The sequence below is a fragment of the Enterobacter sp. PTB genome, from assembly GCF_051130085.1.
Taxonomy (GTDB): Bacteria; Pseudomonadota; Gammaproteobacteria; order Enterobacterales; family Enterobacteriaceae; genus Enterobacter; species Enterobacter ludwigii.
Genome location: NZ_JBDKEE010000021.1, coordinates 1 through 18347 on the forward strand (window position 1 = coordinate 1; position 18347 = coordinate 18347).

Consider the following 18347-nt stretch of genomic DNA (forward strand, 5'->3'; position numbering starts at 1 on the left):
ATACCTGCCTGTCACGCAGGGGGTCGCGGGTTCGAGTCCCGTCCGTTCCGCCACTTATTAAGACATTAAGCCTGCCTACCCGGCAGGCTTAATGGCAAAAGACTTTAGGGGCGTAGCTCAGTTGGTAGAGCACCGGTCTCCAAAACCGGGTGTCGCGAGTTCGAGTCTCTCCGCCCCTGCCATATATAATCCTTTGCTTCGGCAAAGGATTTTTTTTTGCCTGAAAGACGCCGAGTCCCCTTTTCAGACGTTGCAGCCAGCATTTCTGCTGGCGCATGCATCAATCCATGATGTTGATTTTCAGAAGATCTTTTATCTGCGATTGCTTATCGCTGTTCTGGAGCCAGATGGCATACAGCGGTCTGGAAAGCGTGGTGGAGTCCACAACGGTATGCAACCCGGGTTTCGTGTCTGCCCAGCGAACAGGTAACCAGGTGCACCCCTTCAGCAAGGAGAGCTGCTGACAGGCGATCTCCGCAGAGCTGGTTGTTAACTGTGGCACATCATCCGGAGCAATCAATCCCGCCTCGTGTTGCTGGAAATCCGGCCCCCACTCCAGACGCAGATAGGTCAGGTCGGCTTTCATCATTGAAGGCTCGGAGGCATAAAGCGCAAGGCCAAACTGGCCAACAATCTGGCTGCTAAATTCGTCCATTTTGGGGGCTTCGGTCGTGATCAGAAGATCCAGCTGGCGTTCGTGCAGTTGCTTAACGAGCGACTGACGTTGCGCAATCCGCGCTTCAAATTGCAAATGGTTGTGGGAAGGGTAGAGCCGGGTAAGCCACTGACTGAGCATACATTCCCACAACGATGCGCTGGCCCCAATGGAGAACTCGTTATGCCTCGAGGTGTGCGCAACCTCTTTACGTGCCGCCTGCCAGGTATTCATCAGTGTTTCTGCATACGGCAGCAGTTTTTCACCGGCTGGCGTGAGGCGTATGTTGTTACGGTGGCGGGTAAAAAGGTTCACACCCAGTTGATTTTCCAGCTGTCGAATACGAAAACTGACCGCTGACTGCGTCAGGTAAAGGGCTTCCGCTGCTCGCCCAAAGTGGCGCGTTCTGCTCACTTCCAGGAAAGTTTTTAGCAATTCCGTATCCACATCTTTCTCCGCAAAATAATTTGTCGTTATGATTTAAATGTTTTGTTTTACACTCTGTCAAGCGTAACTAATACTCCGCGCCATAAATAGCTCGGCCAAAGAATTAGGAGCGTGTAGGATGGCGGAAAGCTTTACGACGACTAATCGTTTTTTCGACAATAAAAATTATCCACGCGGGTTCTCTCGTCACGGCGATTTCACCATCAAAGAGGCGCAGATGCTTGAGCGTCATGGTTATGCCTTTAACGAGCTGGATCTGGGTAAACGTGAGCCTGCAACTGAAGACGAAAAACAGTTTGTCGCAGTCTGCCGTGGCGAGCGTGAGCCACAGTCTGAAGCAGAACGTGTATGGATCAAGTATATGGCACGCATTAAGCGTCCAAAGCGTTTCCATACGCTGTCTGGCGGTAAGCCGCAGATGGAAGGTGCTGAAGACTACACTGAGTCTGACGACTAACAAGAAAAGGGGCTGTGGCCCCTTTTTTTATGCCAGTAACTTTTGCAGGTGCAGGAGCAAGCGATCGATCGCACGATAGCTTAACGCTTCCTGCAGATGCCGCCTCTCAATGTCAGGGCACTTTTCCACATCGGCGATGGTGCGGGCGACTTTTATAAGACGCTGCCATGCGCGAATGGAAAGCCCAAAGCGCGTCAATGTATCCTCCAGCCAGCATGAATCTTCAGTCTTAAGAGGACAAAACTGCCGAATCTCAGCGTTATCCAGACGGGCATTCAGCTTATGTTGACGCATATACTGCCGGGCCTGCGCGGCGATAACCCGCTCGCGAACCTCCACCGTACTCTCTCCTCTGGCGCTGCTCTGGCTGAGCAGGCCGGGAGGCGGCAAGGGGATTTCCAGCGACAAATCGAAACGATCCAGGAAAGGACCAGATAACTTCCCCAGGTAGCGCAGCGTCTGTTCAGGCGTGGAGCGATTGTGGTTGCCCTGATAATGGCCCGATGGGCTGGGGTTCATTGCCGCTACCAGCTGGAACCGCGCGGGATAGCTTATTTTGGCGCGTGTACGGGAGATGTGGATCTCACCCGATTCGATGGGCTCCCTCAGCGCATCCAGAACGCGGCGTTCAAATTCAGGCAGTTCATCCAGAAACAGGATGCCGTTGTGCGCCAGAGAGATCTCTCCCGGCCCTGGTATGGTGCCACCGCCGACCATGGCCGCCAGTGAGGCACTGTGGTGCGGAGAGCGAAACGGGCGACGTCGCCACTGTTTTTGCAATGACACTGAACCCACCAGACTAAATATCGCCGCGCTTTCCAGCGCTTCATGGTTATTAAGTGGAGGCAGTAAACCATTCAACCTGCTCGCCAGCATCGTTTTTCCTGTACCCGGTGGGCCAATCAGCAACAGGTTATGTCCGCCAGCAGCAGTGATCTCCAGCGCCCGCTTCCCCTGCTCCTGGCCGTAAATATCGCTCAGATCGTCCGGGCTTTCTGCCAGGGGATCGCCTGATTCTTCCGGCTCTGACAGCACATGTTGCCCCTCAAGATACGCGCACACTTCCTGTAAATGCCCGGCTAGCAGACATCCTCTCTCGGCTATCAGGCTCACTTCTGCACCATTTTCATTGGCAACAATGATTTGTCGACCTGCGCGAATGGCCTCCAGCGCACCCGAGATGGCACCAGGAACGCCCCTCAGCGCGCCTGTGAGCGCCAGTTCACCGATGAACTCATATGCGCCTAGTCTGCTGCTGTTAAGCTGCTCAGAGGCGGCGAGGAGCGCTATAGCGATAGGTAAATCATATCGCCCTCCCTCTTTAGGCAAGTCTGCAGGCGCAAGGTTGATGGTGATTTTCTTTGCCGGAAAGGTATAACCGCTATTAATAATCGCACTGCGCACCCGATCTCTGGCTTCCTTTACCGTGGTCTCCGGCAATCCAACCAGCGTCAGCCCGGGCAGCCCGTTGCTGAGATGAACTTCTACCGAAATAAGCGGTGCTTTTACTCCAATGGCCGCTCGGGTATAAACAACTGACAGTGACATAAGCACCTCCTCAGGAGATGACTATGCCCGTGACCGATATGCATGTTTAGCCACATTTAGCGGATTTACGCATCCTCTTCCGAGGTTTTAACGTCAAGATGTAACCTTTTCTTTTCTGTGGAACCCTGCTCGCAAAAAAATGAACAGGCGACTTACCGTTCTGTCCGTGCTGAAAAAATGAAAAATATTCACTATCTAATTTATTTATATAAAACAATACGTTAAGAAAATATGATTCGCAGGCTAACGAAGCCAGCCATAAATAAATCTTGTGTTTGATTTAAAAACTGTGATACCTCTTTAGGTATTCCTTCGAACAAGATGCAAAAAGAACTGAAAATGACAGCCCTTCTACGAGTGATTAGCCTGGTCGTGATTAGCGTGGTGGTGATTATTATCCCACCGTGCGGGGCTGCACTTGGACGAGGAAAGGCTTAGGAATCAAGCCTTAACGAACTAAGACCCCCGCACCGAAAGGTCCGGGGGTTTTTTTATGACTAAAAAACTTACACGAGGAGCAGAGAATGACTAATAGCACAAAATTCTGTTTCTCCCGATTTATGACGGGGAACTAACTATGAATGGTGCACAGTGGGTAGTACATGCGTTGCGCGCACAGGGAGTCGACACTGTCTTCGGTTATCCGGGGGGCGCAATAATGCCGATTTACGATGCATTGTATGACGGCGGCGTGGAACACCTCTTGTGCCGACACGAGCAGGGCGCTGCGATGGCCGCCATTGGCTATGCACGTGCCACCGGTAAAACCGGTGTCTGCATGGCAACCTCAGGGCCGGGCGCCACAAACCTGATCACCGGCCTGGCGGATGCACTGCTTGATTCCGTTCCCGTTGTCGCCATCACCGGTCAGGTGGCCTCGCCCCTCATTGGTACTGATGCCTTCCAGGAAGTGGACGTGCTCGGCTTGTCACTGGCCTGCACCAAACACAGCTTTCTCGTTCAGTCTCTGGAAGAGCTGCCGCGTGTGATGGCAGAGGCGTTTGAGGTGGCAAACTCTGGTCGTCCTGGACCGGTTCTGGTTGATATCCCGAAAGATATCCAGGTTGCTCTGGGCGATCTGGAACCGCACTTCTCCACCGTTGAAAGCGACGATGCATTCCCGCACGCCGCGGTGGAAGAGGCGCGGCAGATGATTGCCCACGCTAAACAACCGATGTTGTACGTAGGGGGTGGGGTTGGTATGGCACAGGCCGTTCCCGCCCTGCGCGAATTCATCGCGGTTACGCAAATGCCCGCCACCTGTACGTTGAAAGGTCTTGGCGCGGTAGATGCGGACTATCCGTACTATCTGGGCATGCTGGGGATGCACGGTACCAAAGCGGCGAACCTGGCCGTGCAGGCGTGTGACTTGCTGATCGCCGTAGGTGCCCGTTTTGATGATCGTGTCACCGGCAAGCTGAATACCTTCGCGCCGAATGCCAACGTGATCCACATGGATATCGACCCGGCGGAGATGAACAAACTGCGTCAGGCGCATGTGGCCCTGCAGGGCAATCTCAACGCGTTATTACCGGCTTTACAGCAGCCTCTGAAAATCGACGCATGGCGTCAGCACACCGCCGATATGCGCGTTGAACATACCTGGCGTTACGACCATCCTGGTGACGCCATCTATGCGCCACTGCTGTTAAAGCAATTGTCCGACCGTAAACCGGCAGACTGTGTGGTCACGACGGATGTAGGCCAACACCAGATGTGGTCAGCGCAGCACATGACTTACACGCGCCCGGAAAACTTCATTACCTCCAGCGGCTTAGGGACGATGGGCTTCGGTCTCCCTGCCGCGGTAGGGGCGCAGGTTGCCCGCCCGAACGATACGGTTATCTGTATCTCCGGTGACGGCTCTTTCATGATGAACGTTCAGGAGCTGGGCACCGTTAAGCGCAAGCAGTTACCGTTGAAAATCGTCTTGCTCGATAACCAGCGTTTAGGAATGGTTCGTCAGTGGCAACAGCTGTTTTTCCAGGAACGCTACAGTGAGACTACCCTGACGGATAACCCCGATTTCCTCATTCTGGCCAGCGCCTTTGGTATCCCTGGCCAGCACATCACCCGTAAAGACCAGGTTGAAGCGGCACTCGACACCATGCTGTCAAGCGAAGGGCCGTACCTGCTTCATGTCTCAATCGACGAGCTTGAGAATGTCTGGCCGTTGGTACCGCCAGGTGCCAGTAACTCACAAATGCTGGAGAAATTATCATGATGCAACATCAGGTCGCCGTGCAGGCTCGCTTCAATCCAGAGACATTAGAACGCGTTTTGCGTGTGGTACGTCACCGTGGCTTTCAGATTTGCTCTATGAATATGGAGACGGCCACTGATGCTCAAAATATCAGTATCGAATTAACCGTTGCCAGCCCGCGGTCGGTCGACTTACTGTTTAGTCAGTTAACAAAACTGGTAGACGTTGCACATGTTGCCATCTGCCAGAGCACAACCACATCACAACAGATCCGTGCTTAAGCGCGACAGGAAGAGAAAATGACGACAAAAAAAGCTGATTTCATTTGGTTCAATGGTGAGATGGTTCGCTGGGAGGACGCGAAAGTCCACGTTATGTCCCACGCGCTGCATTACGGTACCTCTGTCTTCGAAGGTATCCGTTGCTACGACTCACACAAAGGGCCAGTGGTGTTCCGTCATCGCGAACACATGCAGCGTCTGCATGACTCAGCCAAAATTTATCGTTTCCCGGTTTCTCAGAGCGTGGATGAGCTGATGGAAGCCTGCCGCGACGTGATTCGTAAGAACAACCTCACCAGTGCCTATATTCGTCCGCTGGTGTTTGTAGGTGATGTGGGCATGGGCGTGAACCCGCCAGCCGGTTATACCACCGATGTGATCATTGCTGCGTTCCCGTGGGGTGCTTATCTGGGGGCTGAAGCCCTGGAGCAGGGGATCGACGCAATGGTTTCTTCCTGGAACCGCGTGGCACCAAACACGATCCCGACGGCGGCAAAAGCGGGCGGTAACTACCTCTCCTCACTGCTGGTCGGAAGCGAAGCGCGCCGTCACGGTTATCAGGAAGGTATCGCGCTGGACGTGAATGGCTATATCTCTGAAGGTGCAGGTGAAAACCTGTTCGAAGTGAAAGACGGCATTCTGTTTACGCCGCCATTTACCTCTTCCGCTCTGCCGGGCATTACCCGTGACGCCATCATCAAGCTGGCAAAAGATTTGGGTATCGAAGTCCGTGAGCAGGTCCTGTCCCGCGAATCCCTGTACCTGGCCGATGAAGTGTTCATGTCCGGTACCGCGGCGGAAATTACGCCAGTTCGTAGCGTAGACGGTATTCAGGTTGGTGCTGGCCGCTGTGGTCCGGTCACCAAACGTATTCAGCAAGCCTTCTTTGGCCTCTTCACCGGTGAAACGGAAGATAAATACGGCTGGCTGGATCAGGTTAATCAATAAGCATAAATATGGGACGGCACGCACCGTCCCATTCAATAGTCAGACGGGAGTAAATAAAGCATGCCTAAGTATCGTTCCGCCACCACCACTCATGGCCGTAACATGGCGGGTGCCCGCGCACTGTGGCGCGCCACCGGGATGACCGACGCCGATTTCGGTAAGCCTATTATCGCCGTGGTGAACTCCTTCACCCAGTTTGTGCCGGGCCACGTGCACCTGCGCGATCTCGGCAAACTCGTTGCCGAGCAAATCGAAGCCTCCGGCGGTGTGGCGAAAGAGTTCAACACCATTGCGGTGGATGACGGTATCGCGATGGGTCACGGGGGTATGCTCTATTCACTGCCGTCGCGTGAGCTGATCGCCGACTCGGTGGAGTATATGGTGAACGCCCATTGCGCGGATGCCATGGTTTGTATCTCCAACTGCGACAAAATTACCCCAGGGATGCTGATGGCTTCCCTGCGTCTGAACATTCCGGTGATCTTCGTCTCCGGCGGTCCAATGGAAGCGGGTAAAACCAAGCTTTCCGATAAAATCATCAAGCTCGACCTGGTCGATGCGATGATTCAGGGCGCGGATCCAAAAGTTTCTGATGAGCAAAGCGATCAGGTTGAACGTTCTGCGTGTCCAACCTGTGGCTCCTGCTCAGGTATGTTCACCGCGAACTCCATGAACTGTCTGACCGAAGCGCTGGGTCTGTCTCAGCCGGGCAACGGCTCGCTGCTGGCGACCCACGCCGACCGTAAACAGCTGTTCCTCAATGCCGGTAAACGCATCGTTGAGCTGACCAAACGCTACTACGAGCAAGATGATGAAAGCGCGCTGCCGCGTAATATCGCCAGCAAAGCCGCGTTTGAAAATGCCATGACGCTGGATATCGCCATGGGCGGTTCCACCAACACCGTTCTCCACCTGCTGGCCGCTGCGCAGGAGGCTGAAATCGACTTCACCATGAGCGATATCGACAAGCTGTCCCGCAAAGTACCGCAGCTCTGTAAAGTTGCGCCGAGTACTCAGAAATACCACATGGAAGATGTCCACCGTGCGGGTGGCGTACTGGGTATTCTCGGTGAGCTGGATCGCGCCGGGCTGCTGAACCGCAACGTCAAAAACGTGCTCGGCCTGACGCTGCCGGAGTCGCTGGACAAATACGACGTCATGCTCACGAAAGACGATGCGGTGAAAAAGATGTTCCGCGCCGGCCCGGCAGGTATTCGTACCACCCAGGCCTTCTCACAGGATTGCCGCTGGGACACGCTGGATGACGATCGTGCAGAAGGCTGTATTCGCTCACTGGAACATGCCTACAGCAAGGACGGCGGTCTGGCCGTGCTCTACGGTAACTTTGCAGAAAACGGCTGTATTGTAAAAACCGCAGGCGTGGATGACAGCATTCTCAAATTCACCGGCCCGGCAAAAGTGTACGAAAGCCAGGACGACGCGGTAGAGGCTATTCTCGGTGGTAAAGTGGTGGAAGGCGACGTGGTTGTCATTCGCTACGAAGGGCCGAAAGGCGGGCCGGGTATGCAGGAGATGCTCTATCCCACTACCTTCCTGAAATCCATGGGCCTCGGTAAAGCCTGTGCGCTGATCACCGACGGACGTTTCTCTGGCGGTACGTCTGGTCTCTCCATTGGCCACGTGTCACCGGAAGCGGCAAGCGGCGGCAACATCGCGATTATTGAAGATGGCGACCTGATCGAAATTGATATCCCGAATCGCGGTATTCAGTTGAAACTGAGCGACCAGGAGATTGCGGCGCGTCGTGAAGCCCAGGAAGCTCGCGGTGACAAAGCCTGGACGCCAAAAGATCGCCAGCGCGACGTCTCCTTCGCCCTGCGTGCCTATGCGAGCCTTGCCACCAGTGCAGATAAAGGCGCGGTGCGCGACAAATCGAAACTTGGGGGCTAATGATGGCCGAGTCGCAACCGTTATCCGCCGCCCCTGAGGGGGCGGAATACCTCAGGGCGGTGCTACGTGCACCGGTCTATGAAGCCGTGCAGGTTACGCCGCTGCAGAAAATGGAGAAACTCTCCTCGCGCCTCGATAACGTGATTCTGGTGAAACGCGAAGACCGCCAGCCGGTACACAGCTTCAAGCTGCGTGGCGCCTACGCGATGATGGCCGGGTTGACCGACGAGCAAAAAGCGCGGGGGGTAATTACCGCCTCTGCGGGCAACCACGCGCAGGGCGTCGCGTTCTCCTCTGCGCGCCTGGGGCTGAAAGCGCTGATTGTTATGCCGGTTGCTACTGCCGATATCAAAGTGGATGCCGTACGCGGTTTCGGCGGTGAAGTGTTGCTCCACGGCGCAAACTTTGACGAAGCCAAAGCAAAAGCGATAGAGCTGGCGCAGCAACAGGGGTTTACCTGGGTGCCGCCGTTCGATCATCCGATGGTCATTGCCGGGCAGGGGACGCTGGCGCTTGAGCTGCTGCAGCAGGATGCGCATCTCGACCGCGTCTTCGTGCCGGTTGGCGGTGGCGGCCTCGCGGCGGGCGTAGCGGTGCTGATCAAACAGCTGATGCCGCAAATCAAAGTGATTGCCGTTGAGGCGGAAGACTCGGCCTGTCTGAAAGCGGCGCTGGATGCCGGTCATCCGGTGGACTTACCACGCGTCGGGCTGTTTGCTGAAGGCGTGGCGGTTAAACGCATTGGCGATGAAACCTTCCGTCTTTGCCAGGAGTATCTCGACGATATTATCACCGTCGACAGCGACGCCATTTGCGCCGCAATGAAAGATCTGTTCGAAGATGTGCGTGCGGTAGCGGAACCTTCCGGCGCGCTGGCGCTGGCGGGGATGAAGAAATACATCGCGCAGCACAACATCCGCGGCGAGCGTCTGGCGCATGTCCTTTCTGGTGCCAACGTGAACTTCCACGGTCTGCGCTATGTTTCCGAACGCTGCGAGCTGGGTGAGCAACGCGAAGCGCTGCTGGCGGTTACCATTCCGGAAGAGAAGGGCAGCTTCCTGAAGTTTTGTCAGCTGCTGGGCGGCCGTTCAGTCACGGAGTTTAACTACCGTTTTGCCGACGCACGAGATGCCTGCATTTTTGTCGGCGTACGGTTAAGCCGTGGGCTCGAAGAGCGTAAAGAGATCCTCCACCTGCTCCACGAAGGTGGTTACAGCGTCGTGGATCTCTCCGACGATGAGATGGCGAAACTGCACGTGCGTTATATGGTGGGCGGGCGTCCGTCGAAGCCGCTGCAGGAACGTCTCTACAGCTTCGAGTTCCCGGAGTCACCGGGCGCGTTGCTCAAGTTCCTGCATACGCTGGGCACGCACTGGAACATCTCTCTGTTCCACTACCGCAGCCACGGTACCGATTATGGACGCGTGCTGGCCGCCTTCGAACTGGGCGAGCACGAGCCTGATTTCGAAACGCGGCTGAATGAGTTGGGCTATGAGTGTCACGATGAAACCCATAACCCGGCGTTCAGGTTCTTCCTGGCGGGCTAGTGGTTAGGCAGTATCTGCCAGAAGGCATCAATAAGCGGCTCCTGCAGCCGCTTTTTTTGTGCGCATACGCCAAGCTCAAACGGCGTTTTTTCGTCGCTGCGCTCCAGAATCATCACGCGATTACGCACCGGTTCCGGGCTGTTCTCCAGGACCACTTCCGGCAGCAGTGCCACGCCGCAGCCCAGCGCCACCATTGACACCATCGCCTCATGCCCGCCAACCGTCGCGTAAATCGACGGGTTGCTGATCTTCTGGCGACGAAACCAGAGCTCAATACGTCGGCGCACCGGCCCCTGATCGGCCATGATAAAAGGCACCGTGGACCAGTCCGGTTTTTCCACCGACACCTGATTACGCACCGGGCAGGGTAACGCGGGGGCAATCAACACGACCGCCAGGTTCTCCAGCATTGAGAACGCGACAGCGCCTGGCAGGGTTTCGGGTTTCCCGGCAATGGCGAGATCCGCCTCGCCTGTCACCACTTTTTCCATTGCGTCGGCGGCATCACCGGTGGTGAGTTTAATTTCCACCGACGGTTGTTCTGCGCGAAAACGGTCAAGAATCGGCGGCAGATGGCTATAGGCCGCGGTCACGGAGCAGAAAATATGCAGCTCGCCGGACAGCGATGGCCCTTTCTGGTCAATGGTGTGTCGCAGCTGTTGATACTGCAGCAGCGTTTGTTGGGCAAAGACCCGTAACTCCTCACCGGCTTCCGTCAGGGTGACGGTGCGGTTGTCGCGTACAAACAGGGGCTGACCGAGGTCTTCCTCAAGGCGCTGGATCTGGCGCGAAAGCGTGGAGGGACTGACGTGCATCGCCCGGGCGCTGCGCCCAAAGTGACGGCTTTCCGCCAGATGCAGGAACATTTTCAGATCGCGTAAATCCACTGATTTCACTCCCCCTTTTTACATTGCAAATATTGCAACGTGACGTTGTGAATATATCAATTTCCGCAATAAATTTCCTGTCATATAGTAAGTTCATTCTCGCAAAAGCGAACCGAACAATAAGCACAACAACACAACATCACGGAGTCCATTATGGCTAACTACTTTAATACACTGAATTTGCGCCAGCAGCTGGCGCAGCTGGGCAAATGCCGCTTTATGGCGCGCGACGAATTTGCCGATGGCGCGAGCTACCTTCAGGGTAAAAAAGTGGTCATCGTCGGCTGCGGCGCCCAGGGTCTGAACCAGGGCCTGAACATGCGTGACTCCGGTCTGGATATCTCCTATGCCCTGCGTAAAGAAGCGATTGCTGAGAAGCGTGCGTCCTGGCGCAAAGCGACCGAAAACGGTTTTAAAGTCGGTACCTACGAAGAACTGATCCCCCAGGCAGACCTGGTGGTTAACCTGACGCCAGACAAACAGCACTCTGACGTTGTGCGTTCCGTGCAGCCGCTGATGAAAGACGGTGCGGCGTTGGGTTACTCCCACGGCTTTAACATCGTTGAAGTGGGCGAGCAGATCCGTAAAGACATCACCGTTGTGATGGTGGCACCGAAGTGCCCGGGTACAGAAGTACGTGAAGAGTACAAACGTGGCTTCGGCGTGCCAACGCTTATCGCCGTTCACCCGGAAAACGATCCCAAAGGTGAAGGTATGGCGATCGCCAAAGCATGGGCTGCAGCAACGGGTGGCCACCGTGCGGGCGTTCTGGAATCGTCTTTCGTCGCGGAAGTAAAATCTGACCTGATGGGTGAGCAAACCATCCTGTGCGGTATGCTGCAGGCGGGCTCTCTGCTGTGCTTCGACAAGCTGGTGGAAGAGGGTACAGACCCGGCATACGCAGAAAAACTAATTCAGTTCGGCTGGGAAACGATCACCGAAGCGCTGAAGCAGGGCGGTATCACGCTGATGATGGACCGTCTGTCCAACCCGGCGAAACTGCGTGCTTACGCGCTGTCTGAACAGCTGAAAACGATCATGGCACCGCTGTTCCAGAAACATATGGACGACATTATCTCCGGCGAGTTCTCTTCCGGCATGATGGCGGACTGGGCTAACGACGATAAGAAACTGCTGACCTGGCGTGAAGAGACCGGTAAAACCGCTTTTGAAACCGCCCCACAGTTTGAAGGTAAAATCGGCGAGCAGGAGTACTTCGATAAAGGCGTTCTGATGATTGCGATGGTGAAAGCTGGCGTTGAGCTGGCGTTCGAAACCATGGTGGATTCCGGCATCATCGAAGAGTCTGCCTACTATGAATCACTGCACGAGCTGCCGCTGATTGCGAACACCATCGCCCGTAAGCGTCTGTACGAAATGAACGTGGTTATCTCTGATACCGCCGAGTACGGTAACTACCTGTTCTCTTACGCTTGCGTACCGCTGCTGAAAGAGTTCATGACGACTCTGCAGCCGGGCGACCTGGGCAAAGCGATTGCGGAAGGTGCAGTGGATAACGCGCAGCTGCGTGATGTAAACGAAGCCATTCGCGGCCATGAAATCGAGAAAGTGGGCCAGAAACTGCGTGGCTACATGACCGATATGAAACGTATCGCGGTAGCAGGTTAATACCCGGGCGGGCTGATGCCCTGACCTGACTAAACGTACAAGGCCTTCTCTGAGAGAAGGCCTTGCTGTTATTTGCGGTACAGAACCTTAATAACATGGTAGCCAAACTGCGTGTGCAGTGGGCCTGTGGGTTCCAGCACCGGGCAGGAAAAGACCACTTTATCGAACGCCGGAACCATTTGACCCTGACGGAATTCACCTAAATCACCGCCGCGTTTACCTGACGGACAAATAGAGTGTTTCTTCGCCAGTTTGCCGAAGTCGGCGCCGTTTTTGATCTGCTCGAGAAGATCCAGAGCCAGTTTTTCTTCTTTTACAAGGATATGCAGTGCTGCCGCGGTTTTTGCCATGATCGTGCCTTGAGTGGTATGGATTAGGCTCGCTATACTACCACGCTGTTATTCTCCCCTCCTGACTTTCATTGAGTGATCATTTATGCGTTTAAACCCCGGACAACAACAAGCCGTCGAATTTGTCACTGGACCCTGTCTGGTGCTGGCGGGCGCGGGATCCGGCAAAACGCGCGTCATTACCAATAAGATTGCCCACCTGATCCGCGGCTGCGGGTATCAGGCTCGCCACATCGCGGCGGTGACGTTCACCAACAAAGCAGCGCGCGAGATGAAAGAGCGTGTCGGCCAGACGCTGGGGCGTAAAGAGGCGCGCGGTCTGATGATTTCCACCTTCCATACGCTGGGGCTGGATATCATCAAACGTGAATATGCCGCGCTGGGGATGAAATCCAACTTCTCACTGTTTGACGATACCGACCAGGTGGCCCTGCTCAAGGAGCTCACCGAGGGGCTGATCGAAGATGATAAGGTTCTGCTGCAGCAGCTGATCTCAACGATCTCCAACTGGAAAAACGATCTGATGACCCCGGCCCAGGCCGCGGCGATCGCCAAAGGCGAGCGGGATCGGATCTTCGCCCACTGCTACGGTCTGTACGATGCGCATATGAAAGCCTGTAACGTGCTGGATTTCGACGACCTGATCCTGCTTCCCACGCTACTGCTGCAGCGTAATGAAGAGGTGCGTGAGCGCTGGCAGAATAAAATCCGCTACCTGCTGGTGGATGAGTATCAGGACACCAATACCAGCCAGTATGAACTGGTGAAACTGCTGGTGGGACAGCGCGCGCGTTTCACGGTGGTCGGTGATGACGATCAGTCCATTTACTCCTGGCGCGGTGCGCGTCCGCAAAACCTGGTCCTGCTGAGCAAAGATTTCCCGGCGCTGCAGGTGATCAAACTGGAGCAGAACTACCGTTCCTCCGGGCGTATCCTTAAAGCCGCGAATATCCTGATCGCCAACAACCCGCACGTGTTCGAAAAACGCCTGTTCTCCGAACTGGGTTACGGTACAGAGCTAAAAGTGCTCAGCGCCAACAATGAAGAGCACGAAGCGGAGCGGGTCACAGGCGAACTCATCGCCCACCACTTCGTCAATAAAACCGAATACAAAGACTATGCGATCCTCTATCGCGGCAACCATCAGTCACGCGTCTTTGAAAAGATGCTGATGCAAAACCGCATCCCGTACAAAATTTCGGGCGGGACCTCCTTTTTCTCGCGGCCCGAAATCAAAGATCTTCTGGCCTACCTGCGTGTGCTCACTAACCCGGATGATGACAGCGCGTTTCTGCGTATCGTGAATACCCCGAAACGGGAAATTGGCCCGGCGACGCTACAAAAGCTTGGCGAGTGGGCGATGACGCGTAATAAGAGTCTGTTTACTGCCAGCTTCGATATGGGGCTGAGTCAGACACTCACCGGACGCGGCTACGATTCATTAACCCGCTTTACCCACTGGCTTGGTGAAGTGCAGCGGCTGGCAGAGCGCGAACCTATCGCCGCCGTGCGCGACCTTATCCACGGTATCGACTACGAGTCCTGGCTGTATGAAACCTCCGCCAGTCCGAAAGCGGCCGAGATGCGCATGAAAAACGTTAACCAGCTGTTCAGCTGGATGACTGAAATGCTGGAAGGCTCGGAGATTGATGAACCGATGACCCTGACGCAGGTGGTTACCCGCTTTACCCTGCGCGATATGATGGAGCGCGGCGAGAGCGAAGAAGAGGCCGATCAGGTTCAGCTGATGACGCTGCATGCATCAAAAGGTCTGGAATTCCCGTATGTCTATCTGGTTGGCATGGAAGAGGGGTTACTGCCGCACCAGAGCAGCATTGATGAAGATAACGTCGATGAGGAGCGCCGTCTGGCCTATGTAGGCATCACGCGCGCTCAGAAAGAGCTGACCTTCACGCTGTGCAAAGAGCGTAGACAATATGGCGAACTGGTGCGCCCGGAGCCGAGCCGTTTCCTGCTGGAACTTCCGCAGGACGACCTCATCTGGGAGCAGGAGCGTAAAGTGATTACGGCTGAAGAGCGGATGCATAAGGGGCAGGCGAACGTCGCTAACATCCGCGCCATGCTGGCGAAAGCCAAAGAGAAGGGGTAGGTTGTTACACGCCCGGCAAGCGTAGCGCTACCGGGCATGTCCGCCCTGTTATTTCACCTCAAGCACCCAGTGTACGTAGCTTTGCCACTGACACTCCTGCTCGACCATCTCCGCCCCAAGCGGATGATTATCCAGCCAGTTTTCCGGCAACGTCAGCGAAAGCTTTTCGTCATCCGCCACCAGATTGAGTGCCGGCAGCAAATCATCGCGGCGGCGGCTGGCAAACAAAATAGCCAGACGCAGCAGGCGGCACATATGCTCGGCTACGCGCGGCGGTACGGCGTTTTGCTGATGCAAAGAGGAGAGGTCAACGGCGTTGGTCTGGTTCAGCAGCAGCGTTGCCAGCAACTTTTTTTGCGCAGGGGTATAGCCGGGTAAATCAAGGTTACGCACCAGATAAGCGGCATGAGCTGGAGCCTGTTTAAAATCAATGCTCAACCCGATTTCATGCAGTGCACAGGCACTTAGCAGCAGATCACGACTCAAAGGGTCCAGATCCCAGGCATTAGCCACATCATCGGCGAAGCGTGACGCCAGCTGTGCCACGCGGCCTGCCTGATCGATATCAACCAGGAAACGACGCTGCACGTTTCGCAGGGTACGGCTGCGAATGTCCTGATCGACCGACAGGTGCAACATCCCGTAGACCAGACCTTCACGCAGCGCGCCGCCCGCCAGCGTCATACATTTGATGTTCAGCTCGGTGAAGATGGCGATCAGGATCGCGAGCCCGCTCGGGAATACCAGCGCGCGTTCAAGCGTCAGTCCTTCAATTTCCAGCTCTTCCAGACGCCCGCACTGAATGGCCCGCTGTTTAAGCTGCTGAAGCTTGGCAAGCGTGATCCGCTCATCCATGCCCTGCGCCATCATAATTTCCTGCAATGCCTGCACGGTACCGGAGGCCCCCACGCAGACTTTCCAGCCGTGGTAGCGCAGTTCGTCCATCACCGGGCGTAACACCTCGCGTGCGGCAGTTTCCGCCTCGTCGAAGTTCTCCTGACCCAGATTGCGGTCAGTAAAGTAGCGCTCAAGCCAGGTTACGCAACCCATCGACAGGCTGAATAGCGACGTTGCCTGCGCACCGGTGCCGGTCACGAGTTCGGTACTGGCGCCCCCGATATCCACAACCAGACGACGATCGTCGCCTCCCGTGGTGTGCGCAACGCCCTGATAAATCAGGCGCGCTTCTTCTTCACCGCTGATAACCTGCACCGGACAACCGAGAATTTCCTGCGCTTTGGCAATAAAATCCACGGCGTTAACCGCCAGGCGGAGTGTCGCTGTGGCGACGACGGTGATTTGGGAATGCGGGATATCCTGCAGACGCTCTGCAAAGAGTCGCAGGCACTGCCAGCCACGTTCCATGGCTTCAGGAGAGAGGTGATTATCGCTGCTCAGGCCCGCCGCGAGGCGGACCTTGCGCTTAATGCGCGTCAGCGTTTGTATGCTTCCCGCCACCTCGCGCACAACCAGCATATGAAAACTATTCGAACCGAGATCAATTGCCGCATAAAGCGAGGTGGAGCTGAGCATAATTTTTTAACCTGAGCGACGACGATTACGCGGCGCGCCAGATCGACGCGGGCCATTGCCGGAACGGGCGCGGGTAAGGCGCTTAGCCGGCGGCAGTTCGCTTAATAGCGCATCCGGGTTGTACTTACTCACCGGAATAGAATGGCCGATGTACGTCTCAATCGCCGGCAGGTTCAGCGCATACTCTTCACACGCGAGGCTGATAGAGTGGCCGCTTGCACCCGCACGACCGGTACGACCGATACGGTGTACATAGTCTTCGCAGTCATCCGGCAGGTCATAGTTAAAGACGTGCGTAACGGCTGGAATGTGCAGGCCGCGCGCTGCGACGTCGGTGGCGACCAGAATATCGAGATCGCCACGGGTGAATTCTTCAAGAATACGCAGGCGTTTTTTCTGCGCGACATCGCCCGTCAGCAGGCCAACACGGTGACCATCTGCAGCCAGATGGCCCCAGATATCTTCACAGCGGTGCTTGGTGTTCGCGAAGATAATGGCGCGGTCTGGCCACTCTTCTTCAATCAGCGTTTGCAGCAGACGCATTTTCTCTTCATTGGAAGGATAGAAGAGTTCTTCTTTGATACGGTGGCCGGTTTTCTGCTCGGGTTCCACTTCCACATATTCGGCGTTGTTCATCTGCTCGAATGCCAGCTCGCGTACGCGATACGACAGGGTCGCAGAGAACAGCATGTTGAGGCGCTGATTCGCGGGTGGCATGCGGCGGAACAGCCAGCGGATATCTTTAATGAAGCCCAGATCGTACATACGGTCAGCTTCATCCAGCACCACAACCTGGATGGCACCAAGGTTAATGTGGTTCTGTTTTGCGTAGTCGATAAGACGGCCGGTGGTACCGATCAGGATATCCACACCGCTTTCCAGCACTTTCAGCTGCTTATCGTAACCATCGCCGCCATAAGCCAGGCCGATTTTCAGGCCCGTAGCCTGCATCAGGGGTTCAGCGTCTGCGTGGATCTGTACCGCCAGTTCTCGCGTCGGGGCCATAATTAGCGCGCGCGGCTGGTTAACTTTGCGGTCTGCAATCGCTGGATGAGAAAGTAAATAATGAAACGTTGACGTTAAAAACGCCATCGTTTTGCCAGTACCGGTTTGCGCCTGTCCTGCTACGTCACGTCCCGCCAGCGTCAGCGGCAGGGCGAGAGCCTGAATGGGCGTGCAGTTATGAAACCCTTTATTTTCAAGGGCTTCGATCACTTTTGGGTGCAGGGCGAAGTCGGAAAACTTCTGTTCTGTTAAATGTGTTTTGCTCATAGTGTGGTAGAATATCAGCTTACTATTGCTTTACGAAAGCGTATCCGGTGAAATAAAGTCAACCTTTAGTTGGTTAATGCGACATCAACACGTCGTTGATGAGGGCGAAACCAACGCACCAGGCTTATTCCTGTGGAGTTATATATGAGCGATAAAATTATTCACCTGACTGACGACAGTTTTGACACGGACGTACTTAAGGCTGACGGGCTGACACTCGTCGATTTCTGGGCTGAATGGTGTGGTCCTTGCAAAATGATCGCCCCGATTCTGGATGAGATCGCTGACGAATATCAGGGCAAACTGACCGTTGCCAAGCTGAACATCGACCAGAACCCGGGCACTGCACCAAAATACGGTATCCGTGGCATTCCGACCCTGCTGCTGTTCAAAAACGGCGAAGTGGCAGCGACCAAAGTGGGCGCACTGTCCAAAGGTCAACTGAAAGAGTTCCTCGACGCTAACCTGGCGTAAGGTTTCTTTGCTGCGCGTCCAGAGCGCCTAAATTATGTGGAACTCTGGACGCCCGGCTGAAGTCGTGCTAAGTTAGCTATGACTTCGTTTTAAAC

The 18347-nt window shown here is 55.2% G+C and carries 17 protein-coding genes and 1 tRNA gene; 12 read left to right on the forward strand and 6 right to left on the reverse strand.

Going from position 1 to position 18347, the window contains the following annotated elements; translation table 11 throughout:
• Window positions 1-106 precede the first annotated feature (106 nt).
• Window positions 107-182: transfer RNA gene (locus tag AAIR21_RS20990), tRNA-Trp, on the forward strand.
• Between the two features lie 98 nt (window positions 183-280).
• Here the strand turns inward: AAIR21_RS20990 and hdfR are convergent.
• The gene (gene hdfR, locus AAIR21_RS20995; protein WP_014172169.1) at window positions 281-1102 is read right to left on the reverse strand and encodes an HTH-type transcriptional regulator HdfR; all 822 of its coding nucleotides are present in this window, start codon (window positions 1100-1102) and stop codon (window positions 281-283) included.
• A gap of 118 nt (window positions 1103-1220) precedes the next feature.
• Here hdfR and AAIR21_RS21000 point away from each other — a divergent pair, with 118 nt between their 5' ends.
• Complete coding sequence (locus AAIR21_RS21000) at window positions 1221-1559, forward strand: DUF413 domain-containing protein (RefSeq protein WP_014172168.1); 339 nt, start codon at window positions 1221-1223, stop codon at window positions 1557-1559.
• 27 nt (window positions 1560-1586) lie between these two features.
• On the opposite strand, the gene AAIR21_RS21005 is transcribed toward AAIR21_RS21000, so the two are convergent.
• Window positions 1587-3107 carry a YifB family Mg chelatase-like AAA ATPase gene (locus AAIR21_RS21005; protein ID WP_020882899.1) on the reverse strand — a complete coding sequence of 507 codons (1521 nt, stop codon included), beginning with the start codon at window positions 3105-3107 and terminating at the stop codon, window positions 1587-1589.
• Window positions 3108-3446: 339 nt separating this feature from the next.
• Here AAIR21_RS21005 and ilvL point away from each other — a divergent pair, with 339 nt between their 5' ends.
• From ilvL to ilvA, 7 genes are all read left to right on the forward strand, one after another.
• Window positions 3447-3545, forward strand: coding sequence for an ilv operon leader peptide (gene ilvL, locus AAIR21_RS21010; protein ID WP_001311244.1), 99 nt, complete (start codon window positions 3447-3449; stop codon window positions 3543-3545).
• Between the two features lie 86 nt (window positions 3546-3631).
• A complete protein-coding gene (gene ilvX / locus AAIR21_RS21015; protein ID WP_102046757.1) occupies window positions 3632-3682 on the forward strand; it encodes a peptide IlvX in 51 nt (16 codons plus the stop codon).
• A gap of 2 nt (window positions 3683-3684) precedes the next feature.
• Window positions 3685-5331: an acetolactate synthase 2 catalytic subunit gene (ilvG, locus tag AAIR21_RS21020; RefSeq protein WP_014172167.1), complete on the forward strand. Its 1647-nt coding sequence runs from the start codon at window positions 3685-3687 to the stop codon at window positions 5329-5331.
• Window positions 5328-5591, forward strand: a complete 264-nt coding sequence (ilvM, locus tag AAIR21_RS21025) for an acetolactate synthase 2 small subunit (RefSeq protein ID WP_014172166.1) — start codon at window positions 5328-5330, stop codon at window positions 5589-5591. Before ilvG ends, ilvM begins: the two co-directional genes overlap by 4 nt.
• Window positions 5592-5609: 18 nt before the next feature.
• Window positions 5610-6539 (forward strand): branched-chain-amino-acid transaminase, encoded by a 930-nt coding sequence (ilvE, locus tag AAIR21_RS21030; protein WP_020882898.1) that lies wholly within the window; start codon window positions 5610-5612, stop codon window positions 6537-6539.
• A 60-nt stretch (window positions 6540-6599) separates the two neighbouring features.
• Window positions 6600-8450 carry a dihydroxy-acid dehydratase gene (gene ilvD, locus AAIR21_RS21035; RefSeq protein ID WP_020882897.1) on the forward strand — a complete coding sequence of 617 codons (1851 nt, stop codon included), beginning with the start codon at window positions 6600-6602 and terminating at the stop codon, window positions 8448-8450.
• 2 nt (window positions 8451-8452) lie between these two features.
• Complete coding sequence (ilvA, locus tag AAIR21_RS21040; RefSeq protein WP_025202773.1) at window positions 8453-9997, forward strand: threonine ammonia-lyase, biosynthetic; 1545 nt, start codon at window positions 8453-8455, stop codon at window positions 9995-9997.
• On the opposite strand, the gene ilvY is transcribed toward ilvA, so the two are convergent.
• Window positions 9994-10884: an HTH-type transcriptional activator IlvY gene (gene ilvY, locus AAIR21_RS21045; RefSeq protein ID WP_020882896.1), complete on the reverse strand. Its 891-nt coding sequence runs from the start codon at window positions 10882-10884 to the stop codon at window positions 9994-9996. The two genes, ilvA and ilvY, sit on opposite strands and share 4 nt — an antisense overlap.
• Window positions 10885-11037: 153 nt before the next feature.
• On the opposite strand from ilvY, the gene ilvC reads away from it, so the two are divergent.
• Window positions 11038-12513 (forward strand): ketol-acid reductoisomerase, encoded by a 1476-nt coding sequence (gene ilvC, locus AAIR21_RS21050; RefSeq protein WP_014172161.1) that lies wholly within the window; start codon window positions 11038-11040, stop codon window positions 12511-12513.
• A 68-nt stretch (window positions 12514-12581) separates the two neighbouring features.
• On the opposite strand, the gene ppiC is transcribed toward ilvC, so the two are convergent.
• Complete coding sequence (gene ppiC / locus AAIR21_RS21055; protein WP_008501570.1) at window positions 12582-12863, reverse strand: peptidylprolyl isomerase PpiC; 282 nt, start codon at window positions 12861-12863, stop codon at window positions 12582-12584.
• An 85-nt stretch (window positions 12864-12948) separates the two neighbouring features.
• Between ppiC and rep the strand changes: the two genes are divergently transcribed.
• The gene (gene rep / locus AAIR21_RS21060) at window positions 12949-14973 is read left to right on the forward strand and encodes a DNA helicase Rep (protein ID WP_014172160.1); all 2025 of its coding nucleotides are present in this window, start codon (window positions 12949-12951) and stop codon (window positions 14971-14973) included.
• A gap of 48 nt (window positions 14974-15021) precedes the next feature.
• Here rep and gppA read toward each other — a convergent pair whose 3' ends face one another.
• Window positions 15022-16506 (reverse strand): guanosine-5'-triphosphate,3'-diphosphate diphosphatase, encoded by a 1485-nt coding sequence (gene gppA / locus AAIR21_RS21065; RefSeq protein ID WP_183516924.1) that lies wholly within the window; start codon window positions 16504-16506, stop codon window positions 15022-15024.
• Between the two features lie 6 nt (window positions 16507-16512).
• Window positions 16513-17778, reverse strand: coding sequence for an ATP-dependent RNA helicase RhlB (gene rhlB / locus AAIR21_RS21070; RefSeq protein WP_014172158.1), 1266 nt, complete (start codon window positions 17776-17778; stop codon window positions 16513-16515).
• Window positions 17779-17922: 144 nt separating this feature from the next.
• Between rhlB and trxA the strand changes: the two genes are divergently transcribed.
• Window positions 17923-18252, forward strand: a complete 330-nt coding sequence (trxA, locus tag AAIR21_RS21075) for a thioredoxin TrxA (protein WP_004386384.1) — start codon at window positions 17923-17925, stop codon at window positions 18250-18252.
• Window positions 18253-18347 lie beyond the last annotated feature (95 nt).